The 23849-nt window shown below is 69.8% G+C and carries 22 protein-coding genes, 1 tRNA gene and 1 pseudogene; 13 read left to right on the forward strand and 11 right to left on the reverse strand.

Annotation, left to right across the window (positions count from 1 at the left end; translation table 11 throughout):
• Positions 1 to 36 precede the first annotated feature (36 nt).
• On the reverse strand, positions 37 to 1080 hold the full coding sequence (trpS, locus tag ABVB68_RS03335) for a tryptophan--tRNA ligase (protein WP_353599467.1): 1044 nt from the start codon (positions 1078 to 1080) through the stop codon (positions 37 to 39).
• Positions 1081 to 1471: 391 nt separating this feature from the next.
• Here trpS and ABVB68_RS03340 point away from each other — a divergent pair, with 391 nt between their 5' ends.
• The 8 genes from ABVB68_RS03340 to ABVB68_RS03375 all read left to right on the forward strand — a co-directional run bounded on the left by ABVB68_RS03340 (position 1472) and on the right by ABVB68_RS03375 (position 9616).
• Complete coding sequence (locus tag ABVB68_RS03340) at positions 1472 to 2113, forward strand: MPN domain-containing protein (RefSeq protein ID WP_353599321.1); 642 nt, start codon at positions 1472 to 1474, stop codon at positions 2111 to 2113.
• A gap of 45 nt (positions 2114 to 2158) precedes the next feature.
• Positions 2159 to 2506 (forward strand): ubiquitin-like small modifier protein 1, encoded by a 348-nt coding sequence (locus ABVB68_RS03345; protein WP_353599322.1) that lies wholly within the window; start codon positions 2159 to 2161, stop codon positions 2504 to 2506.
• Positions 2506 to 3720: a cytochrome P450 family protein gene (locus ABVB68_RS03350; RefSeq protein ID WP_353599323.1), complete on the forward strand. Its 1215-nt coding sequence runs from the start codon at positions 2506 to 2508 to the stop codon at positions 3718 to 3720. Before ABVB68_RS03345 ends, ABVB68_RS03350 begins: the two co-directional genes overlap by 1 nt.
• Positions 3717 to 4673, forward strand: a complete 957-nt coding sequence (locus tag ABVB68_RS03355) for a 2-dehydropantoate 2-reductase (RefSeq protein ID WP_353599324.1) — start codon at positions 3717 to 3719, stop codon at positions 4671 to 4673. The genes ABVB68_RS03350 and ABVB68_RS03355 overlap by 4 nt, the downstream gene beginning before the upstream one ends.
• Positions 4674 to 4713: 40 nt before the next feature.
• Positions 4714 to 5802 (forward strand): histidinol-phosphate transaminase, encoded by a 1089-nt coding sequence (locus tag ABVB68_RS03360; RefSeq protein ID WP_353599325.1) that lies wholly within the window; start codon positions 4714 to 4716, stop codon positions 5800 to 5802.
• Between the two features lie 138 nt (positions 5803 to 5940).
• Positions 5941 to 7812: a RiPP maturation radical SAM C-methyltransferase gene (locus tag ABVB68_RS03365; RefSeq protein ID WP_353599326.1), complete on the forward strand. Its 1872-nt coding sequence runs from the start codon at positions 5941 to 5943 to the stop codon at positions 7810 to 7812.
• Positions 7806 to 8546: a DUF5825 family protein gene (locus ABVB68_RS03370; RefSeq protein ID WP_353599327.1), complete on the forward strand. Its 741-nt coding sequence runs from the start codon at positions 7806 to 7808 to the stop codon at positions 8544 to 8546. Before ABVB68_RS03365 ends, ABVB68_RS03370 begins: the two co-directional genes overlap by 7 nt.
• 167 nt (positions 8547 to 8713) lie before the next feature.
• Complete coding sequence (locus ABVB68_RS03375) at positions 8714 to 9616, forward strand: LLM class flavin-dependent oxidoreductase (RefSeq protein WP_353599328.1); 903 nt, start codon at positions 8714 to 8716, stop codon at positions 9614 to 9616.
• Positions 9617 to 9814: 198 nt separating this feature from the next.
• Here the strand turns inward: ABVB68_RS03375 and ABVB68_RS03380 are convergent.
• From ABVB68_RS03380 to ABVB68_RS03400, 5 genes and pseudogenes are all read right to left on the reverse strand, one after another.
• A pseudogene (locus ABVB68_RS03380) lies at positions 9815 to 10038 on the reverse strand (LLM class flavin-dependent oxidoreductase); the annotation flags it as partial.
• A 212-nt stretch (positions 10039 to 10250) separates the two neighbouring features.
• The gene (locus ABVB68_RS03385) at positions 10251 to 10799 is read right to left on the reverse strand and encodes an RNA 2'-phosphotransferase (protein ID WP_353599329.1); all 549 of its coding nucleotides are present in this window, start codon (positions 10797 to 10799) and stop codon (positions 10251 to 10253) included.
• Between the two features lie 121 nt (positions 10800 to 10920).
• A complete protein-coding gene (locus ABVB68_RS03390) occupies positions 10921 to 11868 on the reverse strand; it encodes a MerR family transcriptional regulator (protein ID WP_353599330.1) in 948 nt (315 codons plus the stop codon).
• Positions 11869 to 11998: 130 nt separating this feature from the next.
• Positions 11999 to 13753 carry an SDR family oxidoreductase gene (locus ABVB68_RS03395; protein ID WP_353599331.1) on the reverse strand — a complete coding sequence of 585 codons (1755 nt, stop codon included), beginning with the start codon at positions 13751 to 13753 and terminating at the stop codon, positions 11999 to 12001.
• On the reverse strand, positions 13753 to 14595 hold the full coding sequence (locus ABVB68_RS03400) for a M24 family metallopeptidase (protein ID WP_353599332.1): 843 nt from the start codon (positions 14593 to 14595) through the stop codon (positions 13753 to 13755). The genes ABVB68_RS03395 and ABVB68_RS03400 overlap by 1 nt, the downstream gene beginning before the upstream one ends.
• Positions 14596 to 14834: 239 nt before the next feature.
• On the opposite strand from ABVB68_RS03400, the gene ABVB68_RS03405 reads away from it, so the two are divergent.
• The 5 genes from ABVB68_RS03405 (at position 14835) to ABVB68_RS03425 (ending at position 18484) form a co-directional block, all read left to right on the forward strand.
• The gene (locus tag ABVB68_RS03405) at positions 14835 to 15797 is read left to right on the forward strand and encodes an ABC transporter ATP-binding protein (protein WP_353599468.1); all 963 of its coding nucleotides are present in this window, start codon (positions 14835 to 14837) and stop codon (positions 15795 to 15797) included.
• Positions 15787 to 16695: an ABC transporter permease gene (locus ABVB68_RS03410; protein ID WP_353599333.1), complete on the forward strand. Its 909-nt coding sequence runs from the start codon at positions 15787 to 15789 to the stop codon at positions 16693 to 16695. The genes ABVB68_RS03405 and ABVB68_RS03410 overlap by 11 nt, the downstream gene beginning before the upstream one ends.
• Positions 16692 to 17603 (forward strand): ABC transporter ATP-binding protein, encoded by a 912-nt coding sequence (locus ABVB68_RS03415; protein WP_353599334.1) that lies wholly within the window; start codon positions 16692 to 16694, stop codon positions 17601 to 17603. The genes ABVB68_RS03410 and ABVB68_RS03415 overlap by 4 nt, the downstream gene beginning before the upstream one ends.
• A 10-nt stretch (positions 17604 to 17613) precedes the next feature.
• Complete coding sequence (locus ABVB68_RS03420; RefSeq protein ID WP_353599335.1) at positions 17614 to 18333, forward strand: ABC transporter permease subunit; 720 nt, start codon at positions 17614 to 17616, stop codon at positions 18331 to 18333.
• A 66-nt stretch (positions 18334 to 18399) separates the two neighbouring features.
• Positions 18400 to 18484 (forward strand) — tRNA-Ser (locus tag ABVB68_RS03425).
• Positions 18485 to 18502: 18 nt separating this feature from the next.
• Here ABVB68_RS03425 and ABVB68_RS03430 read toward each other — a convergent pair.
• From ABVB68_RS03430 to efeB, 5 genes are all read right to left on the reverse strand, one after another.
• Complete coding sequence (locus tag ABVB68_RS03430; RefSeq protein ID WP_353599336.1) at positions 18503 to 18904, reverse strand: hypothetical protein; 402 nt, start codon at positions 18902 to 18904, stop codon at positions 18503 to 18505.
• Positions 18905 to 18944: 40 nt separating this feature from the next.
• Entirely contained in the window at positions 18945 to 19742 is a 798-nt protein-coding gene (locus tag ABVB68_RS03435; protein ID WP_353599337.1) for an HAD family hydrolase, read from the reverse strand.
• Positions 19739 to 21016 (reverse strand): serine--tRNA ligase, encoded by a 1278-nt coding sequence (serS, locus tag ABVB68_RS03440; RefSeq protein ID WP_353599338.1) that lies wholly within the window; start codon positions 21014 to 21016, stop codon positions 19739 to 19741. Before serS ends, ABVB68_RS03435 begins: the two co-directional genes overlap by 4 nt.
• A gap of 532 nt (positions 21017 to 21548) precedes the next feature.
• A complete protein-coding gene (gene pheA, locus ABVB68_RS03445) occupies positions 21549 to 22481 on the reverse strand; it encodes a prephenate dehydratase (protein ID WP_353599339.1) in 933 nt (310 codons plus the stop codon).
• A gap of 80 nt (positions 22482 to 22561) precedes the next feature.
• Complete coding sequence (gene efeB, locus ABVB68_RS03450; RefSeq protein ID WP_353599340.1) at positions 22562 to 23845, reverse strand: iron uptake transporter deferrochelatase/peroxidase subunit; 1284 nt, start codon at positions 23843 to 23845, stop codon at positions 22562 to 22564.
• Positions 23846 to 23849: the final 4 nt, after the last annotated feature.

The following is a 23849-nucleotide window of genomic DNA, read 5'->3' on the forward strand; positions in this document are numbered from 1 at the left end:
CAACAGGAGGACGGCGGTGTCTCACCGGTCGGCACCTCAGTAGGCGCTGTTCATGGCGGCACGCACCTCGGCGAGCGTGGCGTCGGCGACCGCCCGGGCCCGCTTGTTGCCCTCCCGCAGCGTCTGCCGGAGGTAGCCACGGTCCTTTGCGTACTCGGTCCGCAGGGCCCTGATCGGGGCCAGGTACTCGTTGACGGACTCGGTCACCGTCCTCTTCAGCGCGGCGGCCCCGGCGGAGCCGATCTCGGCGGCCACCTCCTCGGGGGTCCGGTTCTGGCAGAGCGCCGCCAGCAGGAGGAGCGACGACACCTCCGGACGGCCGGCCGGGTCGTACGTGATGTGGCGCTCGGAGTCGGTCTTGGCCCCCTTGAGCAGACGGGCTGTCGCGTCGGCGTCGGCGGACAGCAGGATGGCATTGCCGCGGCTCTTGCTCATTTTGGTGCCGTCCGTGCCGAGCAGCAGTGGTGCGCTCGACAGCAGGGCGTCGGGCTGGGGGAAGACGGCGGTGCCGTTGCCGTAGCGATCGTTGAAGCGGCGGGCGATGGTGCGGGTGATCTCCAGGTGAGGCAGCTGGTCCTGGCCGACCGGGACCAGATTGCCCTTGCAGAAGAGGATGTCGGCGGCCTGGTGGACGGGGTAGGTGAACATCAGGCCGCTGACAGCCGATTGGCGTGAGTGGGCGATCTCGTCCTTGACCGTGGGGTTGCGGTTCAGCTCGGAGACGGAGACGAGGCTGAGGAAGGGCAGCATCAGCTGGTTGAGGGCGGGCACGGCGCTGTGCGTGAAGATCGTGCTGCGGGCCGGGTCCACACCGATGGCGAGGTAGTCCAGTACCAGGTCCTCCACGTACTCGGGCAGGTTGTCCGCCACGTCGCGGTCGGTCAGGACCTGGTAGTCCGCGATGATCACGAACATCTCCACGCCGAGGTTCTGCAGACGTACGCGGTTGTGCAGCGTGCCGAAATAGTGGCCCAGGTGCAGGCGACCGGTGGGGCGGTCGCCCGTCAGCACCCGGAACTGTTTGGGGTTCTTGACGATCTGCTCCTCCAGCACCGCGTTGCGGGCCTGTACGGCGGACATGCCGAGCGTGTCGCCGGGGACGCCGGAGGGGGTGGCGTCGGGGGAGATGGTCTGGGATGCGGTGTTCACAAGATCTCCTGGGGGGTCGATGCCGCTGTGAGGATGGCGGGATCCCTGGTCCAGGGGAGGCGGAAGGGCCGTCCATCCATCCGAACGGCCCTGTCATGCATCAGAGGCGGCCGCTCCTATGAGGAGCGCCACCAGCACAGAGATGACGAGAGATGCATGGGCACACCATAACGGCGGGGCGGCCCCCGGTCAGCCGGATTGCGTGCTCGGTACATCCTTGGTTGTAGTTTGGCCTGCTCCCGTACTCCTGGTTGGCATCGTGTGATCGACCGAGGAAATCGGAGAGGAGTCACCAGTGACAGGCATTGAGGGTGCTCGACGTGTGACTGCCGATCTGCCGAGGGCCGCCCGCTTCGAAAGCGAACCCCTCAGGTGTTTCATCGACAATGCCGTCCAGGAGTATCAGAAGTGTCTGGACAGCCGTGACGCGTACGGGGTTCCCACTCATCTCCCGCGTGCTTCGGGACTGTTGTTCGGACGGTCGGACAGCTCCGATATAAAGATCAGCGACATCGAATTCGTGCAGAACGTCCGCGACCGCGACGAGAGTGTGATGGCCGAATTCGAGGCGAACATCGTCCCGCAGTTCGGCGAGGTGTACCGGAATCCGGGGCGAGGATTCTGGAGCGACGACAAGAGTGTGCTCCAGGCGATCCAGCGGCAGTCCGAGAAGGGCCTGGACCTGCTGGGATCCGTGCACTCGCACCCGAACTGGCACGAGATCGGCCCGCCGCACGAGAGGTTTCAGGAGCTCAGCGAGAATCCGACACGGATGGATGAGTACCTTTTCCGTCAGTCGTCCTGGCCGGTCAATGTGATCTGGTACATCCGTGCGATCGACGGATTTCTCGAGCACCGGGTGGCGGGCTGGCGGCCCGGTGCTGAGCGGTGCGAAAGGCTTGACATCCACATTCCGTCGGCCATCCGCGATGAATTCTGTATCGCAGGTCCGTCGAACAGGTAAACGGCCCACCCGAGGAACAACGGCTTATCCATGGAGTGATGGCACATGTCTGACGTCGTCTCGCAAACCGTCGGCCAGAGTCTCCCGACGCCGGTCGTCACCCTGAAGCTTCCCGCGGCATTCCACGCGTTGACCGGCGGTCGGCGGCAGCTGCCCGTCGAGGGCGCCACCGTCCGGGAGGTGCTCGCCTCTCTCGAACGAACATGCCCTGGTGCCCAAGAGCGGCTCATGGACCAGGACGGGTCGGTGAAACGTTATGTCAACGTCTATCGCAACGACAGCGACATTCGATGTCTCGACGGCCTCGAAACGAAAGTGACGGACGACGACATCATCTGGATAGTGCCGGCGGTGGCGGGCGGCAGCGGAACCGAACGAGTCCAGGAGGCCTGATGTCCGACGTTCTCCCCTCGGAATTCTTCACCCATCCCGGACCGAATCCGCATGCGGTCACCGCGGAACTCAGGGCCAAGTGCCCGGTCCATCGCATCGACGTTCCCCCCGGCGCCGAGGCGTACGCGGTGCTCGGGAACAAGGTCGTCGAGGAGGCGCTCGGTGACTCGCGCCTGTCCAAGCAGGTCGAGAATCTGCCGGCCCCGTACCGGGACAAGGCCGTGGCCAACAGCCTCCTCGTGGTCGGCAATCTGGGATTCGCCGACCCTCCCAAGCACACCCGCCTCAAGAAGCCGATCAGCCGGGCCTTCCTGCCCAGCGCGGTCGCCCGGCTTCGCCCCCGCATCCAGGACATCGTCGACGAACTCATCGACAGCTTCCCACAGTCCGGTGACATCGACCTGCTGACCGCGTTCGCCCTGCCGCTTCCGCTCACCGTCATCTGCGAGTACCTCGGGATACCTGTCGAGGACAGGCCGCTGTTCCTCCACTGGAGTTACATCCTCAGCCAGGATCCACTGCAGCACGCGGAGGCGGAACTCAAGGCAGCGAGCCAGGAGTTCACGGACTACTTCACCCGACTGGTGGCCGAGCGACGCGGCGATCTGCGAGACGACCTGCTGAGCGAACTCATCAGGGCCCGGGACGCCGACGTGTACAGCGAGCAGGAGCTGCTGTCGTCGCTCCTTCTACTCATCATCGCCGGCCACAAGACGGTGGCCAACATGGTCGCGAACGGAACACTGCTGCTGCTCCGCCACCGCGAGCAACTGGACATGCTCCGCGCGGACCCCGAGCTGATACCCACGGCGATCGAGGAGATCCTGCGCTACGAGGGATCGGCCGCCTGGGCCTCGCTGCGGGTCGCGGCGCAGGACATGCAGCTCGGAGGAGTGGACATACCCAAGGGAGGTTTCGTCCACCTGTCACTGTCCAGCGCGGGCCACGACCCCGAGGCGTACGACGACCCGGAACGCTTCGACATCACCCGCTCCCCGAACCGCCACCTCTCCTTCGGGCACGGTGCGCACTTCTGCATCGGCGCCCCCCTGGCACGGCTCCAGGGCGAGATCGCCTTCTCCACGTTGCTGCGCCGACTGCCGCGGTTCGAACTCGCGGTGCCGGACGAGGAGGTCGTCTGGCTCGCCGACAGCTCGCTCAGCCGGGGCCTGGAGTCCCTCCCCATCCGCGTGCGGGAGCGGTTGCCCCGATGACGACGACACGAGAACCGAGTGGCCCGAGCATCGCCGTGCTGGGCGCCGGCGGAGTAGGCGGGTACCTCGGCGGGCGGCTCGCCGCCGGGTGCGATGTGCGGTTCCTGGCCCGTGGTGAGACACTCACCGCGCTCAGGCGAGGTGGGTTGCGCGTCACCGGCGGCGAGCACGACTGGTCCGTGCCCCAGGTGCGGGCGTCGGACGACCCGAAGGACATCGGCAAGGTCGATTTCGTACTGCTCTGCGTCAAGACGCCGCAGATGTCGGCGGCCGTCGACGCACTGTCCCCGATGCTCGGCGAAGACACCGCCGTGGTCACGGTGCAGAACGGGGTGGAGGCCCCTGAGCAGGTCGCCGCCGGCATCGGCCGCGATCGGGTGCTCCCCGGCGTCGTCAGGGTCGTAGCCACGACGGCCGGCCCCGGCGAGATCAGGCACGTGGGTCCCCCCGGTGCCCTCAGCTTCGCAGAGTGGGACGGCAGTGCGTCCCCCCGGGTGAAACGGCTGCGCGAGGCGCTGCGCGACGCCTCGGTGACGGCCCCCGAGCCCAGCGACATCTGGGCCGACCTGTGGGCGAAGTTCCTGCTGGTGGTGCCCATCGGCAGCCTTGGTGCCGCCACCGGCGGGGCGACCGTCGGCGAGCTGCGATCGCGCGCCGGCACCCGGAAGATGCTCATCGCCGGCATGCGGGAGATGTACGAGACCGGCGTCGAGCTGGGCATCGCGCTCCCGGACGATGCCGTGGACACGGCCACCGCCCTCATGGACCGGCAGCCGCCCGACATCACCTCCTCGTTGCAACGGGACATCCTCGCGGGCAGACCGTCGGAACTCGAGGCCTGGACCGGCGCCGCGGTCCGCCTCGCCGGCCGGGCGGGCCGGGCCGCCCCGATCCACAACATGCTGTACGAACTGCTCGCCCTACGCGTGTCGCGAACGGCCAGGACCGTGTGAAGCCGACCGATCGATGCCTCCGCGGAAGGAGGGTTCAGCGGTGAACGTGAGATTCACGGAACGCAGCATGCTGCGGGACATGACGGCCTACCGGAGCACCGAGCCGTCCAGCGCTGGAAAGAACGCGGTCATCGCCTACGACCTGTCCAGCAACGAACTGGCCCTTCCCCCACTGCCCACCGTGCTGCCCGTCATCGAGGAGGGCTTCGCACGGCTCGCCCGCTACCCCGACCCGACCGCACGGGCCCTGACCGGGGAGATCGCCGACCGTGTATGCGTCTGCCCGGACGAGGTGGCTGTCGGCCCGGGGAGCGCGGGCGTGCTCCAGCAGATCCTCCTCGCCCTGTGCGGCGAGGGCGACGAAGTCCTGTACGCATGGCCCGGATTCGACGCCTATCCACTGCTGGTCGCCGTGTGCGGCGCCGCCGGCGTCCGGGTGCCGCTGACTCCGTCCGGCGGCCACGACCTCGACGCGTTCCGCGACCGCGTGAGCGCGCGAACCAGAGTGGTGATCCTGTGCTCCCCGCACAACCCCACCGGAACCGTCATCGATCACGAGCAACTGCACGGTTTCCTGGATGCACTGCCGGATCACGTGGTCGCGGTCCTCGACGAGGCATATGTGGAGTTCGACCAGGGGGGCGACCCGCCCGGCCTGCCGGAGGTGTTGCGCGACCACGGCAACACCGTGGTGCTGCGGACCTTCTCCAAGGCCTACGGGCTGGCCGGACTGCGGGTGGGCTACGCGGTGGGGCCGCGCCAGGTCATGGCCACCGTCCGCAAAGCGGCACTGCCGTTCGGCGTGACGCACATGGCCGAACAAGCAGCCATCCGGTCCCTGCGCAGCGAGGCCGAACTGCGTGGGCGACTGGCCGCGGTGGCCGCGGAACGGGAGGAGCTGACCGCCGGCCTCAGGGCACTGGGGCTGCCCGTCCTGCCCTCCCGGGCCAACTTCGTCTGGCTCCCGCTCACCTCGGCCGCCGAGCCCTTCGTCCGGGCCGCGGCCACGGCAGGGGTCAAGATCCGCGCCTGTCCGGGGTACGGAGTCCGGATCTCAGTGGGCGAGGCCGAGGCACACGAGGTGCTGCTCGCGGCACTCGGCCGGACGGACCGCACGCAGTGGTGCTGAACGGACCGCACGCAGTGGTGCTGAACGGACCGCACGCAGTGGTGCTGAGACGCGCGGTTCGCACACACCCGTCCGCCGCACGGCCACTGCCCGTGCCCGTCCTCCACCACCGACACAGAATTCTGGGGTAGGCAACCTGTGAAACTCCTGTTGATCGCCATGCCGTGGCAAGGGCTCGACACCCCGTCCAGCGCACTCGGCATTCTGGGGCAGTGTGTCCGCAAGAACGCCGCCGACTGGGCCGTCGACGAGATGTACATCAACCTCCGATGGGCCGAACACCTGATGCAGGAGAGCAACGGCTCCATCACGACGGCGGATTACGGCAACGTCGCGGATCAGGTCTTCCACGGCGTGGGCGACTGGGTGTTCACGCCGGCGCTGTACGACGTCGACAGCTATCAGACCGATGAGTACTCCGAGTTCCTCGAGCAGCGGGACATGGACCCGACGCTTCCCGTCGCGATGCAGAAGCACGCGCGGGGGTTCATCCGGGATCTGGCGGCCGAGATCGCCGTCGATCCACCCGACGTGGTCGGGTTCACGAGCACCTTCATGCAGAACGTGCCGTCTCTCGCCATGGCTCGGGAGCTGAAGAAACTCGTGCCGAGCATGCTCACGGTGCTCGGCGGCAGCAACTGCGACGGAGCCCAAGGCCCCGCCCTGCACCGGAATTTCGAGCAACTCGACTTCGTGGTGAGCGGTGAGGGCGAGCGGGCACTGCCCTCGTTGCTGAACTGCATCGCCAAGGGCGAGACCCCTGTCAACGTTCCAGGGCTCAGCTGGAGGGGGGACGACGGGCAGACGGTGGTGAATCCGCCGGCCAAGGCGGCACTGCCGTTCGCCATGGTCCCCGCACCCGATTACGACAGCTACTTCCAGGCACTCGAATCGTCACCCCTCCGGCACCACGTCCGTCCCATGCTGGTGCTGGAGACCTCCCGCGGCTGCTGGTGGGGAGAAGCCCATCAGTGCACGTTCTGCGGCCTGAACGGATCGAACATCGATTTCCGGAGCAAGGCCCCGGAGCGCATCGCGCAGGAGGTCAGGGATCTCGCCCATCGTTACCAGGTTCTCGACCTGGTCATGGTGGACAACATCCTCGACATGAAGTATCTCAATACGGCCATGCCTGAGATAGCTGCCCTCGACTGCGATCTGAGAATCCACTACGAGATCAAGTCGAATATGAACCGGGCGCAGTTGAGTAAGCTGAAAGAGGCGAACGTCCTGTTCGTGCAGCCCGGCATCGAGAGCCTGAGCAGCCATGTGCTGCGCCTCATGGACAAGGGCGTCAGCGCCGCGCACAACGTGCGGATGCTGCGTGACGGGCAGGATCTCGGTCTCAACGTGACATGGAGCATCCTCTACGGTTTCCCCGGCGAGACCGAGGGCGACTACCGCAGACTGCTCGCGAAAATGCCCACCCTCGAGCATCTGGAGCCGCCGAGCGGGGCCTGGCGCATAGCGCTCGAGCGGTTCAGCCCTTACTTCGAGGATCCCACCCAGGGGTTCATGTTCCGCCGCCCATCAGAGATATACGACTTCATCTACCAGGTCCCACGGGATCAGCTGTACGACATGGTCTTCTTCTTCGACACCAGCATCCAGGGCATCTCGGGTCCCATAGAGGACGAGATGAAGCAGGCGTGCGAGGAATGGGCCAAGGCATACCCGCAGAGCGCCCTCTCCTACTGGACCGACGACCGAGGCCGGGTCGTCATCGAAGACCGCCGCGCCAGTTGGCCGGAGGAAGTGATCGAGCTGGACGACCTGCAGAGCAATGTGTACCTCGGCATGTTCCAGGTGGCCAGCCGCGAGGGCATACGCCGACGGCTCGCCGAAGGCGGACACGCCGTCGGGGACGGGGACGTCGAGGAGATGCTCTGCTACTTCGTCGACCGGGGCCTGGCCTTCGAGGACGAGGGACGCTTCGTGAGCGTCGCACTCGAGGTCGACCCGTACCGACGCAAGCTGATCAACGGCAAGGAGGTCGCGGCATCGTGGTGAGCGAGCTGATGGACATCGGTGAACTCAGGGCACGGGCACGGGCCTCCGGCGAGGGCGGCGCCTCGCCCGGTGGCCGGCCCGCGACCGCGACGCTGGCCCTCGGGACCGGCGGGGCCGAACTCCCGGCTTCCTCCGAGCTTGCAGCAATACTGCCCCGGGTGCCCGTCGCCAGGGTGCGGCTGGCGGAGCCCGCGGACTTCTCGGCCCTCCCCGGTCATGCCATCGTGCGGATCGTCGCGCTGATCCGCGAGTGCTCCTCGATCGGCGCCCGGGTCACCTGGTCACTGAACCTGGGCCCGGAACAGCTCGACCTCATCCCGCGGCTCGACCATCTGCCCGCCCCCGACCGGATCACCGTAGGGGAGAAGCGGGCCCTCCCCGTCGGCCGGTGGCGGTCCTCCCGTCAGTTCGGCCTCCTCTACTTCCGCAAGGGTCCGGCATTCCTGTCCGTCGTCGACCAGCGCCCCGAATCCGGCAGCCGGATCGTCGTGGACGATCCCGTCCTGATGGATGTCTTCCGCCGAGGCCTGGAAGGATGCACATGGGCCGGACTGACCCGGAACCCGCAATGCGCCGCCGCCGCGCAGGATCTGGTGGACAGGGGCCTGCTGCTGCGCGTCGGGGAGCACTGCGTGACCCTTCCAGTGCACATGCGCACGTGGCCCCTGGGCACGGCCCTCCTCGGCGGAACCCTGGCCTCCGCCGGGAAGAAGCCGGAGGGCGCCGAGGAGTAGCCGAAGGGTCGGACGGCCGGCGCCTTTGGCTTCGCCCGGGCAGGAGTCAGGTGCCGCCCACCTCGCAGCAGACTGGATCGCCGCACCTGGGAGCCCAGATCGAGGGTGAGGGCGTCACACTCTGGAGCACAGCGAAGCACCACTGAGCCCGACGTAGGCTCGGTGGCATGAGCCTGCGTCTAAGCACCGTGATCCTGCCCGTCGACCGCTGGAACGAGGGCGGCCGCGCCAAGTGGCAGCGCGCCGAGGGACTCGGCTTCCACGCCGCGTACACCTACGACCACCTTTCCTGGCGGACCTTCCGTGACGGCCCTTGGTTCAGCGCCCTACCCACCCTCACCGCCGCCGCCACTGCAACGGACCGTCTGCGGCTGGGCACCCTCGTCACGTCGCCCAACTTCAGACATCCAGTGACGCTCGCCAAGGAGCTGATCTCGCTGGACGACGTCTCCGGGGGGCGAGTGACCCTCGGTATCGGCGCCGGCGGCAACGGCTTCGACGCCACCGCGCTCGGGCAGGATGCGTGGACGCCGAAGGAGCGGGCGGCCCGCTTCGGCGAATTCGTGCCCCTGCTCGACCGGCTGCTCACCGAGGGTGCCGTGACCCAGCGGGGCACGTTCTACTCGGCGGAGGAGGCCCGGAACATCCCCGGCTGCGTGCAGCGGCCCCGGCTGCCGTTCGCGGTGGCGGCGACCGGCCCGCGCGGCCTGAAGCTGGCCGCCCGGTACGGGCAGGCGTGGGTGACGACCGGCGACCCGAAGCTGTACGAGGAGGGGACCCCGGAGCAGTCGGTGACGGCCATCGCCGGCCAAATCGAGAAGCTCGGCAAAGCATGCGCGGAGATCGGCCGGGACGTGGCCGAACTCGACAAGGTCCTTCTGACCGGCTTCACCCCGGACCGGAATCAGCCGCTGGAGTCCGTGGGCGCCTTCGTCGACTTCGCCGGCCGCCATCGCGACCTCGGCTTCACCGAGATCGTGATCCACTGGCCGATCCCCGACTCGGACTTCGCTGCCGACCAAGCCGTCTTCGAGAACATCGCCACCGAGGCCGTCGCCCAGCTCGGCTGAACTCGCATCGGCACGCAGCCGCCTCCAGACCTACCTGCTCCGACCATCCTGAGCTGTCCCCAGTTCGACGCCGGCGTTACCCGGGCAGTGAGTGACTACGGGGGCGCCGTGGACGGGGGCGTTGTCGGCGTCCTGGGCCGTGGCGGCGCGAGCAGACCACGCTGAAGGCACAGGTCAGGCTGCGATATAAGGCTTGCCCGAGGTGGCCGGCGTGCCGAGGCGCAGCCGGTCGGTGAGGCCGCCGCGGCGGTCGGCGTCGGGATCGCGCCGAACCACGGGCCGTCACGGAAGCTGCGCCAGGCCAGGTGGTCGTAGACGTAGGCGGTGTGGAAGCCGAGCTGCTCGGTCCGCTCCCAGGCCGCACGGCCGCCTTCGCTCCAGTGGCGGTACGCCGGGACCACGGTGCTCAGACGCAGACTCATGCGTCCGAGAGTGGGCGGGGCCGCCGACGGCCCGGGAAAACGGTTACCGTACGCCGCTGCCCGGTCACGCGTCGGGCAGGACCGGCCGAGGACCACTGGGGTGGGTTCGGGATCTCCCGGCAATTCAGGACCACTGCCCGGCGACCGCCCGCCCGAGATCCGCCCGTGGCGCGACGAGGCGGTCCGATCTCGGCCGCGGGTCCCTGCCGAGGTCAGCGGGGGCCGGGAAACCGCAGGTAGTGGGGTGGTACCGCCGCCGTCAGCCAGACACCGTTGGCGCTGACGCGGAAGACGTGGCCGGCGCGGTGCATGGCACCGGCGTCGACGGTGAGCACCACGGGGCGGCCGCGGCGGGCTCCGACCCGGGTGGCGGTCTCCCGGTCGGCCGAGAGGTGGACGTCGTGCCGGTCCATGGGCTTGAGGCCCTCCGTCCGGATCGCGTCCAGGTTGCGCGGGACGGTCCCGTGGTACAGGTACGGCGGCGGGGTCGCGGGCGGCAGGCCGAGGTCGACCTCGATGCTGTGGCCCTGGCTGGCGCGGATCCGGGTGCCCTCGATCACGAAGCGCCGCTTGTCGTTGGTGGCCACCACGTGGTCCAGTTCCTCGCGCGTGAACCGGAAGCCGTGGGCGCCGGCCGCCGAGATCAGCGCGGCGATCTCCACCCAGCCACCCGCGTCCGGCGTGAGCCCGATGCGCTCCGGCTGGTGGCGCAGATGTCTGGAGAGGTACTTCGACACCTTGACGGTGCGCCTTTCATCCATGCTTCCAGCGTGCGGCAGAGACGCGGATCACGCAGGTTGTTTTCGCCCGGAGGTTTGATCCACAGCCAAGTCCGGTTATCCACAGGTCCATTGGAGAATCTGTGGACAACGAGCTTCCATATCAGTGCGGTTCGCCAACTCCACGCTCTTCAGGCGGACGTGAGGCAAGGATGTCCAAGGCCCTGGCGCGTACCTCCCGTTCGGCTGCCAGTGCGATGAACCGCGCGGCGTTCTCCCGGCCAACCAGCCCTTCCACGGCCTCGATCGTCTCCGCCGGAAGAGAGACGGCACGGGTCTCGGGACGTGACGGCGCGGCCTTGTCGCCACCCAGGTGCTCCCTCAGCCGGCGGGTGGCGAAGTCGCGCATGGCACGGGCCAGTTCGGCGTCCACGGTCTGCTGGGCGAGCGGACGCAGCCGGCGTACCAGCGCCGCGGCTTCGGCGGCGTTCGCGTCCGTGCGGTGCTCGGGCTCGTCCAGGTAGCGGGCGAAGACGTGCTCGGTGGTGAACTGCAGGAAACGGGCGGCGATGTGCTCCACCTGCACCCGCAACTCCCTGAGGTGGGACGAGATCGCGGTCAGGGGAACGCCGGCGGCATGCAACTCGACCGCCACGGCCAGCTCTTGGGGGCTCGGGACGAGGAAGGTGTCGGGGTCACCGTCGATCCGCTCCAGCACGCCGAGTTCGACCGCCTCGGACACGGCGTCCTCGTCGGGCGATCCGCCGAACCGGTTCTCGAGTTCGGCGCGGCTGACGCGGTCGGGCCGCTCGTCCGTCCAGGGGCCCTCCACCTCGGTGACCAGGCCGAGTACACCGCCGAGGCCGCGCCCGGTGTCCCAGGCCTCCAGGAGTTCCTTGACCGAGGCGAGGGTGTAGCCGCGGTCGAGGAGGTGGGCGATCTGGTGGAGCCGGGTGACGTGGGCCTGTGAGTAGAGGTTGGCCCGGCCCTGGCGCTCGGGCCGGGGCAGAAGGCCGCGGTCCTGGTAGGCGCGGATGGTCCGCACGCTGGTACGGGTCCGGTGGGCGAGGTCCTCGATGCGGTAGGCGTGGTGGACCGCGGGGTCGGTCATGGCCGGCTTCCTCGGGCGGTTGACGGAGCGGTGAGGGCCACCCCGGCCACACAGCCCGGGCTCACCCCGGCCACACAGCCCGGGCTCACCCCGGCCACACAGCCGGGGATCCACCCGTGGAACCGCGGCCTCACAGCCTGGGTTCCACCCGCGCCAGCCGGCGCAACAGCCCGGGCAGGTAACGGGACATGAGGTGGGCGCCGCGGGCCTCGGGGGTCACCGGAACCACCGCCCTGTTGCGGATCACCGCGTCCAGGATCGCCTCCGCCACCTTCTCCGGAGGGTAGTTGCGCATGCCGTACAGCCGGGACGATTTCTCCTGCCGGCGTCGCTCCTCGGCCTCGTCGACGCCGGCGAAGCGTGCCGTGGCGGTGATGTTCGTGTTGACGAAGCCGGGGCAGATGGCGCTCACCCCGATGCCCTGGTCCGCGAGTTCGGCGCGCAGGCACTCGGAGAGCATCAGCACGGCCGCCTTGGAGGTGCTGTAGGCCGGCAGGGCCCGCGAGGGCTGGTACGCCGCCGCGGACGCCGTGTTGACGATGTGGCCGCCCTGTCCGCGTTCGGCCATGCGCGCGCCGAAGAGCCGGCAACCGTGGATGACGCCCCACAGATTGACGTCGAGGACCTTGCGCCAGTCCTCGGGGGTGGTGGCGAAGAAGGAGCCCGACAGGCCGATGCCCGCGTTGTTGACCAGCACGTCCAGCACGCCGTACGCGCGGTGGACCTTCTCCGCGAGCTTCTCCATGGCCTGCTCGTCGGAGACGTCGGCCGTCTCGGCCCAGGCCTCCGGGGCGCCCACCAGCCGGGACAGCTCGGCGGTGCGGGCGGCGGCCTCGGCGTCGCGGTCGACGGCCACCACGCGCGCGCCGGCCTCCGCGAACGCGAACGCCGTCGCCCGGCCGATACCGCTGCCCGCGCCGGTGACGAGGACCAGCTGGCCGCCGAACCGGTCGGCGTGCCGGCCGGTGGCCTTCGGCGCCGGGTGGCCGCCTTCCACCGACATGACGAACTCCCCGATCCAGGCGGACAGCTGGTCGGGGCGGGTGCGGGGGATCCAGTGCCCGGCCGCGAGGGTGCGGCGGGTCAGCCGCGGCGCCCACTGCTCCAGGTCGTCGTACAGCCGCTCCGACAGGAACGCGTCGTCCTGGGGCGTGATGAGCTGCACGGGCACGTGCGCGTACGCGTCCGTGCGCGGCCTACGCAGCCGGGCGCGCACGTTGTCCCGGTACAGCCAGGCGCCGTGCGCCGCGTCGGACGGCAGGGAGGAGGTGGGGTAGCCGCCGCCGCCGGGCGCCCGCTCGACCCGCTCCAGGATCTTCGACCAGCGCTTGCCGAGCGGTCCGCGCCAGGCCAGCTCCGGCAGCGCGGGCGTGTGCAGCAGGTAGACGTACCAGGACTTGGCGCCCTGCCCGAGGAGCTGCCCGACCCTGCGGGGCGTCGGACGCTTCACGCGCGCGTTGATCCACTGCCCGAAGTGGTCGAGGGACGGCCCCGACATCGAGGTGAAGGACGCGATACGGCCCTCCGTGCGGCCGACGGTGACGAACTCCCACGCCTGCACCGAGCCCCAGTCGTGGCCGACGAGGTGGACGGGGCGGTCCGGGCTGACCTCGTCCACGACGGCCAGGAAGTCGTCGGTGAGCTTGGCGAGGGTGAAGCCGCCGCGCAGCGGCTCGGGCGCCGTGGAGCGGCCGTGGCCCCGGACGTCGTAGAGGACGACGTGGAAGCGCTCCGCCAGGCGGGCGGCGACCTCGGACCACACCTCCTTGCTGTCCGGGTAGCCGTGCACCAGCACCACCGTCGGCTGCCCGGGGTCGCCCAGCTCGGCCACGCACAGCTCGACCCCGCCGGTCCGCACCCGGCGCTCGCGCGCACCTTCCGGCATCACTTGTCCTCCGCCCAGCGCCGCACGTGCGGCAGATCGTCGTCCAGCCAGAAGGCGCTCTCCCCGGGGTCCCGGGAGTCGGTGACCACGAGGAGCTCCTCGAACTTCGTGCCCGTACCCCGGAAGCCGAGGTGCGGTTCGACGGCCCACAGGCCCGGCCGCGGCGGGTGGTCGGAGAAGCGGTACGGCGACCACAGCGGCGACCAGCCCTCGCGGTGGCCGTGCAGCGCGTCGGAGGCCAGGCCCTTCAGGGACTGGGTGCCGAAGCCGAAGAGGTGGGGTGAGAAGCGCCGCTGCCTCACCCGGTCCACCTTGTGGGCGATCACCCCGAAGGGATAGGCCCGGTGCCGGTTGGCGTAGCCCTGGCGGACCATGAGCCGGTCGACGTCCCCGTAGATCTCCCGCAGCGGGCGCTTCTCGCGGACCTCGCGCAGGATCAGCTCCCGGTGCGCCTCGAGGTCGGTCATCAGGCGGTCCTGCACCGGGTTGACGCCGAGGGAGCCCGAGTAGCCGATGTCCGCCGTGTATCCCTCGTACACCGGGGCCATGTCCAGGATGAACGGCATGCCGGGCCGCAGCGCGCGGTCGGTGGGGAAGAACTGCAGCGGGATGCGGAAGCCGGAGAACGCCGTGCGGTCCCCGAACCAGGCGAAGGGCAGGTGGAACCAGTCCCGCACCCCGCGCTCGCGCAGCCATTCGCGCTGCATCCGCGCCGCCTCGCGCTCGGTCACGCCCGGCTCCAGCCGTGCCGCGACCGCCTCCGCGCATGCGTAGGCGAGGCGCTGCACCCGTCTGAACCCCCGCAGTTCCACGGAGAGTCCGGTGCTCACTGCCGTCGTCATGCCGCCCCGTCCCGTCGACTGCGGTACGTGTCCGTAACTTGACACTGGTGAATGTGACAGTCGTCAGAGGTGACGTCAATAGGGGGGTCGGGGCTGTGGACGACGCCCGGCGCGCGGACCACCGGTCACACCCCAGCAGGGGATCCCTTAGGGCCCCGTAATACTCGAGGCTGACGTCAAGACGGCTCTGAGGTCTGACGACCGGAGTGGTCCGGGTCACTACTGTCGTGGACGTGACTGTGATCGCGACCGAAAGCCTGAGCAAGCGGTTCCCCCGGGTGACCGCGCTCGACCGGTTGACCGTGGACATCGGGCCCGGTGTGACCGGACTCGTCGGAGCCAACGGCGCCGGCAAGTCCACCATGATCAAGATCCTGCTGGGGCTGTCCCCCGCCACGGAGGGCCGCGCCGAGGTGCTCGGCCTCGACGTCGCCACCAAGGGCGCCGCCATCCGTGAGCGCGTCGGGTACATGCCGGAGCACGACTGCCTGCCGCCGGACGTCTCGGCCACCGAGTTCGTCGTCCACATGGCGCGCATGTCCGGCCTGCCGCCCGCCGCCGCGCGCGAGCGCACCGCGGACACCCTGCGCCACGTCGGGCTGTACGAGGAGCGCTACCGCCCCATCGGCGGCTACTCGACCGGCATGAAGCAGCGGGTGAAGCTGGCCCAGGCGCTGGTGCACGATCCGCAGCTGGTCTTCCTGGACGAGCCGACCAACGGCCTCGATCCGGTCGGCCGCGACGAGATGCTGGGCCTGATCCGCCGCGTCCACACGGACTTCGGCATCTCGGTCCTGGTCACCTCCCACCTGCTCGGCGAGCTGGAGCGCACCTGCGACCACGTCGTCGTCATCGACGGCGGCAAGCTGCTGCGCTCCAGCTCCACCACCGACTTCACGCAAGAGACGGCCACGCTCGCGATCGAGGTGACCGACAGCGACACGCACCCCGACGGCACGCGCGCGGTGCGCGAGGCGCTCCAGGCGCGCGGCGTGGACACCCACGACGGCAGCGGCCTGCCGGGCGCCGGGCACATCCTGCTGCTCACCGCGCAGGGCGAGGAGACCTACGACCTGGTGCGCGACGTCGTCGCCGACCTGGGACTCGGCCTGGTGCGGATGGAACAGCGCCGGCACCAGATCGCCGAGGTGTTCACCACCGGCGACGAGCAGCGGAAGGAGGCCGTCGGTCATGGCGGTTGAGCATCCCCTGGCAACGCCCCCCGGCGACCAGACCCGCATCCACAACATCGGCTACCGCAACTACGACGGCCCCCGCCTGGGTCGTTCGTACGCGACGCGGTCCCTCTACTCGCAGTCCCTGCGCGGCTCCTACGGCCTCGGCCGCTCGGTCAAGTCCAAGGTGCTGCCGATGCTGCTGTTCGTGGTGATGTGCGTGCCCGCGGCCATCATGGTCGCCGTCGCGGTCGCCACGAAGGCCAAGGACCTGCCTGTCGACTACACCCGCTACGCGATCATCATGCAGGCGGTCATCAGCCTGTACGTCGCCTCGCAGGCACCCCAGTCCGTCTCGCGCGACCTGCGCTTCAAGACCGTGCCGCTGTACTTCTCGCGGCCGATCGAAACCGCCGACTACGTCCGCGCGAAGTACGCGGCGCTCGCGTCCGCGCTGTTCATCCTCACCGCGGCCCCGCTGCTCGTGCTCTACATCGGCGCGCTGCTGGCCAAGCTCGACTTCGCCGACCAGACCAAGGGATTCGCGCAGGGAGTCGTCTCCGTGGCACTGCTCTCGCTGCTCTTCGCCGGCATCGGCCTGGTCATCGCCTCCGTCACCCCGCGGCGCGGCTTCGGCATCGCGGCCGTCATCGCCGTCATGACGATCTCCTACGGAGCGGTCTCCACGCTCCAGGCCATCGCCGACGCGCAGAACAGCGCCTCCGCCGTCCCCTGGATCGGCCTGTTCTCGCCCGTCACGCTCATCGACGGAGTCCAGTCCGCGTTCCTCGGCGCGACCTCGGCGTTCCCCGGGACGGCCGGGCCCTCCGACGGGGAGGGCGTGGTGTACGTCCTCGTCGTCCTGGGCCTGATCGCCGCCAGCTACGGCCTCCTCATGCGCCGCTACCGGAAGGTGGGCCTGTGACCACGCTCTCCATCGACCACGTCTCCCGCTGGTTCGGCAACGTGGTCGCCGTCAACGACATCACCATGACCATCGGCCCCGGCGTGACGGGCCTGCTCGGCCCCAACGGCGCCGGGAAGTCCACCCTGATCAACATGATGGGCGGCTTCCTCGCCCCCTCCACGGGCACGGTCACCCTGGACGGACAGCCGGTCTGGCGCAACGAGACCATCTACCGGCACATCGGCATCGTCCCCGAGCGGGAGGCGATGTACGACTTCCTCACCGGCCGCGAGTTCGTCGTCGCCAACGCCGAGTTGCACGGCCTGGGCGCGAAGGCCGCCCAGCGGGCCCTCGCGACGGTCGAGATGGAGTACGCGCAGGACCGCAAGATCTCGACGTACTCCAAGGGCATGCGCCAGCGCGTGAAGATGGCGAGCGCCCTGGTGCACGACCCGTCGCTGCTTCTGCTCGACGAACCCTTCAACGGGATGGACCCGCGCCAGCGCATGCAGCTCATGGAGTTGCTGCGGCGCATGGGCGACGAGGGACGCACGGTGCTGTTCTCGTCCCACATCCTCGAAGAGGTCGAGCAGCTCGCCTGGCACATCGAGGTCGTCGTCGCCGGGCGGCACGCGGCCAGCGGCGACTTCCGCAAGATCCGCCGGCTGATGACCGACCGGCCGCACCGCTACCTGGTGCGGTCCAGCGACGACCGTGCCCTCGCGGCCGCGCTGATCGCCGACCCGTCGACATCCGGCATCGAGGTCGACCACGCCGAGGGCGCGCTGCGCATCCAGGCCGTCGACTTCGGCCGCTTCACGGCACTGCTGCCGAAGGTCGCCCGCGACCACGGCATCCGGCTGCTCACGGTCTCGCCGTCCGACGAGTCGCTCGAGTCCGTGTTCTCTTACCTGGTCGCGGCGTAGGAGGCCGAAGATGTACGACCCCACAGTCGCCCGACTCACCTACCGAGCCCTGCTCGGCCGTCGCCGGGCCCTCATCCTGGGCGCACTGCCCCTGCTGCTGATCGCGATCTCCGTCGTCGTCCGCGGCCTGGCCGGCGCCGACGACCAGACGGCCTCCGACCTGCTGGGCGGACTCGCGCTCGCCACGATGGTGCCGATCATCGGCGTCATCGCGGGCACGGGCGCGATCGGCCCGGAGATCGACGACGGTTCCGTGGTGTACCTGCTGGCCAAGCCGGTGAAGCGGCCGACGATCATCTTCACCAAGCTGATCGTGGCCATCGCCGTGACGATGGTGTTCTCGGCCCTGCCGACGCTCATCGCCGGCTTCATCCTCAACGGCAACGGACAGCAGATCGCCGTCGCCTACACGGTGGCCGCCCTGGTCGCGTCGATCGCCTACGCGTCGATGTTCCTGCTGCTGGGCACGGTGTCCCGGCACGCGGTGGTCTTCGGTCTCGTCTACGCCCTGGTCTGGGAGGCCCTGTTCGGCTCCCTGGTGTCCGGCGCCCGCACCCTGAGCGTCCAGCAGTGGGCACTCGCCGTCGCCCACGAGGTGACGGGCGGGGACCTGGTGACCTCGGACGTCGGACTGCCCACGGCGACGGTGCTGCTGGTCGTGGTCACCGTGCTCGCCACCTGGTACGCCGGCCGGAAGCTGCGGACGCTGACGCTCGCCGGCGAGGAGTGACCGGTACCTGTCCCGACGGGGGCTGCACCCCGGTCCGGGCGGCCCGGACGGAGCGGCCGCCCACCCGGAGGATTGGCCGAGTGGCAAGGCACCGGCTCACTGAGCCGTGGTCGGGGGCGACCCCGCGCACGTTCGATCCGTGCATCCTCCGCGAGACGCCGACCGCCGGTCAGACGTTCCGCGCCGGTGCGATCGCGTCCAGATCCCGCAAGGCCTCCGCGTGAGCGCTCATGGTGCGGTTCACGGTGCCCATGGTGAAGAGGATCGCGCCGGCCAGCGACACCGGGACGGAGAGGCCCAGGATCGCCAGCGCCTCCGGCCAGTCGCGTTCGTCGGCGCAGTAATCGCCCTGGTAGACACCGTCGTTGGCGGTGCCGCGGTCCGTCAGAAGACGGGACTCGCACGTGTCGGGGTGCCGGTCGCCCGGCCCGCGATCCACCTCGTACGGCGTGAGCAGCAGGACGCCGCACCAGGTCCACAGCAGCCCCGCCACCGCCAGCAGGCCGATGCCCCAGGCGCGTATCCGGGAGGAGCGGTCGCGGAAGTCGAGGTCGTAGTCGCGTGATCGCATGGCCGCCAAACGTACCAACCGGCGCGGTGGCCCGGTGCGCTCAGCCCAGCAAGCGCTCCAGGACCACCGCGATGCCGTCCTCCTCGTTGGAGGAGGTGACCTCGTCGGCGACCGCCTTCAGTTCCGCGTGCGCGTTGGCCATGGCCACGCCGCGGGACGCCCAGGCGAACATCGGGATGTCGTTGGGCATGTCACCGAAGGCGATCGTGTCGGCGGCCTTCAGGCCCAGCCGGCGGGCGGCGATCGACAGCCCCGTGGCCTTGGACAGGCCCAGGGGCAGGAGTTCGACGATGCCCTCGCCCGCCATGGCCACCGTGACGAAACCGCCGGCCGCCTGCCGGGCCGCCTCCGCCAGCTCGTCGTCGCCCAGCGTCGGATGCTGTATGTAGATCTTGTTCAGCGGGGCGGTCCAGAGGTCGGCCGCGTCCGTGAACGGCGTCGCGGGGAGGTTGCCCGTGACCGCGTAGCCCGGACCGACCAGCACCTCGCCGTCGAGGCCGTCGCGGCTGGCCGCCAGGTACAGCGGGCCCACCTCGGCCTCGATCTTGGCCAGGGCCACCCCCGCCAGCTGCCGGTCCAGGGTCACCGACGTCAGCAGGCGGTGCGTGCCGGCGTCGTAGACCTGGGCGCCCTGCCCGCAGACGGCGAGGCCGGCGTAGCCGAGGTCGTCCAGGATGTGCCGGGTCCAGGGGACGGCGCGGCCGGTGACGACGATGTGGGCGGCGCCCGCCGCGGTGGCCGCGGCGAGCGCGTCCCGGGTGCGCTGCGAGATCGTCTCGTCGGAGCGCAGCAGCGTCCCGTCGAGGTCGGTGGCGACCAGCCCGTACCGGAAGCTCACCGGGACACCGGCTCCAGGATCTCCCGGCCGCCCAGGTACGGGCGCAGCACCTCGGGGACGCGGACGGAGCCGTCGGCCAGCTGGTGGTTCTCCAGGATCGCCACGATCGTGCGCGGTACGGCGCACAGGGTGCCGTTGAGCGTGGCCAGCGGGCGGACCTGCTTGCCCTCGCGGACCCGGATGGACAGCCGGCGGGACTGGAACTCGGTGCAGTCCGAGGTCGAGGTCAGCTCGCGGTACTTGCCCTGGGTCGGGATCCACGCCTCGCAGTCGAACTTGCGGGCGGCCGAGGCGCCGAGGTCACCGGTGGCGACGTCGATGACGCGGAACGGCAGCTCCAGCGACTCCAGCCACTGCTTCTCCCAGGCCAGCAGGCGCTGGTGCTCGGCGACCGAGTCCTCGGGAGTGACGTACGAGAACATCTCGACCTTGTCGAACTGGTGGACGCGGAAGATGCCCTTCGTGTCCTTGCCGTGCGAGCCGGCCTCGCGGCGGAAGCAGGGCGAGAAGCCCGCGTACCGCAGCGGCAGCCGGTCGGCGTCGATGATCTCGTCCATGTGGTAGGCCGCCAGCGGCACCTCGGACGTGCCGACCAGGTACAGGTCGTCCTTGTCGAGGTGGTAGACGTCCTGGGCCGCCTGGCCGAGGAAGCCGGTGCCGGCCATGGACTGCGGGCGCACCAGCGCGGGGGTCAGCATCGGCGTGAAGCCGGCCGCCGTGGCCTGGGCGATCGCCGCGTTCACCAGGGCCAGCTCCAGCAGGGCGCCGACACCGGTGAGGAAGTAGAAGCGGGAGCCGGAGACCTTGGCGCCGCGCTCGACGTCGATGGCGCCGAGCAGCTGGCCGAGTTCCAGGTGGTCCCTGGGCTCGAAGCCCTCGGCGCCGAAGTCGCGGATGACGCCGTGCGTCTCCAGCGTGACGAAGTCCTCCTCGCCGCCGACGGGCACGTCGGGGTGGACGAGGTTGCCGAGCCGGCCCAGCAGCTCCTGGGTCTCGGCCTCGGCCGCGTCGCGCTCGGCGTCGGCGGCCTTGACGTCGGCCTTGAGCTGCTCGGCGCGCTTGAGCAGCTCGGCCTTCTCGTCGGGGGAGGCCTTGGGGATCAGCTTGCCGAGCTGCTTCTGCTCGGCACGCAGCTCGTCGAAGCGGACGCCGGAGGACCTGCGCCGCTCGTCGGCAGACAGGAGGGAGTCGACGAGCGCGACGTCCTCTCCACGGGCGCGCTGCGAAGCGCGCACACGGTCGGGGTCCTCACGGAGCAGGCGAAGGTCAATCACGGAGCCAAGGCTACCGGTGCGGGCTTGCCGCTCACGAATCACTATTCCGAGGTGTTGTGATACGAGGCTTACGTTCCGTTATGCGCTCATTGCCGGGCGTGTCAAGGGAAAGTGTCTCATTCCCTGGGACGGGGCATGCGCCGAGTGCCCGGTTGACCCGATTTCCTTGTGGAGAGCGGGACTTGGGGGGACCGGTTGTCCACAGAGATCCACGCCCTCCGAAGAGTTATCCACAGGCTGTGTGGAAGATCTGTGGACTTCGGAATTGATCATGCCCGACGTCTCGAACGGAAGGAAGAATTCCCCGGTCAAACCGCATCGACACCCACTTTCGGGTGGAAAAGGGTCGCCCTGGAAGATGAACCTGAGGAAACGGGTGGACGAAGGGTGACCGAGGTGGCGGTGACCCCGTGCGGGGCTTGTAGGGCGATTTGTCGACCACGTGGCGCGCCCCGTGTCGACTTGTCCCCAGGTCGAGAAGAGCACCTGTGGATAACTTCTGTGGATAACGATGATACGCAGGTATGACTGGCTAGAACCGGCCGTCCTGGCAGCGCGCCACCCAGTCCGCCGCCGCCATGAACTCGGCGTCCGACGTCCCCGGCAGCGTCGGCCGGGCCGCGCCCGGCGCGATGTCGGCACGCGGGTAGGAACCGAGGAAGCGCACCTGCAGACAGATCCGCTTCAGCCCCATCAGGGTCTCCGCCATCCGCCGGTCCGAGATGTGACCCTCGGCGTCGATGCAGAAGCAGTAGTTGCCGATGCCGGCGCCCGTGGGCCGGGACTGCAGCAGCATGAGGTTGATGCCGCGCGAGGCGAACTCGCCGAGCAGGTCGCGCAGGGCACCGGGATGGTCGTCGCGCTGCCACAGCACCACCGAGGTCTTGTCGGCCCCGGTCGGCGCGGCGGGCCGGGCCGGACGGCCGACCAGCACGAAACGGGTCTGCGCGTTCTCCGCGTCGTGGATCCCGGTCTCCAGGGCCTCCAGGCCGTACCGGGCGGCGGCGAACTCGCCCGCGAAGGCCGCGTCGTACCGGCCCTCCTGGACCAGGCGGGCGGCGTCGGCGTTGGAGGCGGCCGATTCCCAGAGGGCGTCCGGGAGGTGCTTGCGCAGCCAGTTGCGCACCTGCGGCTGGGCCGCCGGGTGGGCGGAGACCGTCTTGATGTCCGTGAGCGTCGTGCCCGGCCGGACCAGCAGCGCGAAGGTGATGGACAGCAGCACCTCGCGGTAGATCATCAGCGGTTCGCCCGCGACCAGCTCGTCGAGGGTGGTGGTGATGCCGCCCTCGACCGAGTTCTCGATCGGGACGAACGCGGCTTCCGCCTCACCGGCCCGCACCGCGTCGAGTGCGGACTGCACCGACACGTACGGGATCAGCTCCCGGGTGGCCGCTTCCGGAAGCGTCCGCAGGGCGACTTCGGTGAACGTGCCTTCGGGGCCGAGATACGCATAGCTCGCTGGCATGTCCCTCACCCTAACGGCGGCACGGCGGCCCGTCCCCTCCGTCTCACGACAGCCACCCGACCGGGTGGTTTGAACCGGGATCAGCCCTCCAGCAGCCGCTGTCCCACGTATTCGCCCTTCGCCGCCCCGCCCGGCACGGCGAACAGCCCGCTGGACTCGTGGCGGATGTACCTCGACAGCGCGTCCCCCCGGTCCAGCTTGCGCTGTACCGGCACGAATCCGCGCAGCGGGTCCGCCTGCCAGCAGATGAAGAGCAGACCGGCGTCGGGTGTGCCGTCCGCGTCCATGCCGTCGTGGTAGGAGAACGGACGACGCAGCATCGCCGCGCCGCCGTTCCTGTCCGGCCGGGTGATCCGCGCGTGCGCGTTGAGCGGGACGACGTAGTCGCCCTTGGCGTCGGTCTTCTCCAGGTCCATCGCGGTCGTCTCGTCGCCGCCGGACAGCGCCGCCCCGTCGGCCTTGCGACGGCCGATGACCTGCTCCTGCGCGGGAAGCGAGAGCTTCTCCCAGTCGTCCAGGAGCATCCGGATGCGGCGGACGACGGCGTAGGAGCCGTTCGCCATCCACGCGGGCTCGCCCGAGGCCGGCACGAAGATCCGCTGGTCGAAGTCGGCCTCGGCCGGCTTGGGGTTGCGGGTGCCGTCCAGCTGCCCCATCAGGTTGCGGGCGGTCATGGGGTGGGCGGTGGCGCCCGGAGTGCGGTTGAAGCCGTTCATCTGCCAGCGCACCCGCGCGGCCGAACCGGCGTCCTTCTGGATCGCGCGCAGGGCGTGGAAGGCGACCAGGGCGTCGTTCGCGCCGATCTGGACCCACAGATCACCGTCGCTGCGGGCCTTGTCGAGGTGGTCGGAGGAGAAGTCCGGCAGCGGGTCCAGAGCGGTCGGCCGCTGCTCCTCCAGGCCGGTCCGGGCGAAGAAGCCGTACCCGAAGCCGAAGGTGATCGTCAGCGAGGAGGGGCCGGCGTCCCGGGCCACGCCGGTGTCCTCGTGCGGCGCGGCGTCGCCCGCCATCAGCCGTTCGGCCGTGGCCGACCAGCGGCGCAGCAGTGCCGCCGCCTCCTTGCGGCCCGCGCCCGCCGCCAGGTCGAAGGCGACGAGATGGCCGCGCGCCTGGAGCCCGTCGGTGATGCCGGGCTGATGTTTCCCGTGAAACATCACCCGCTCGGCTCCCACCGACGTCAGCGGAGTGGCCGGGGCGGGCGCGGCGGCATAGCCCACGGCGCCGCCGGCCGAGCCGAGGACGAGCCCGGTGGCCCCGGCGGTGCCGAGCAGCGCCCGCCGGGAGATGCCCCGGCGGCCGTCGGGGGCGGGTGCCGGCACGGTGGACTCGGGTGTGCGGGTCTGCGGAGGGGACTGGTCGGGCATGGGT

Origin of the sequence: Streptomyces sp. NPDC096012 (genome assembly GCF_040426375.1) — a bacterium.
Lineage (GTDB): Bacteria > Actinomycetota > Actinomycetes > Streptomycetales > Streptomycetaceae > Streptomyces.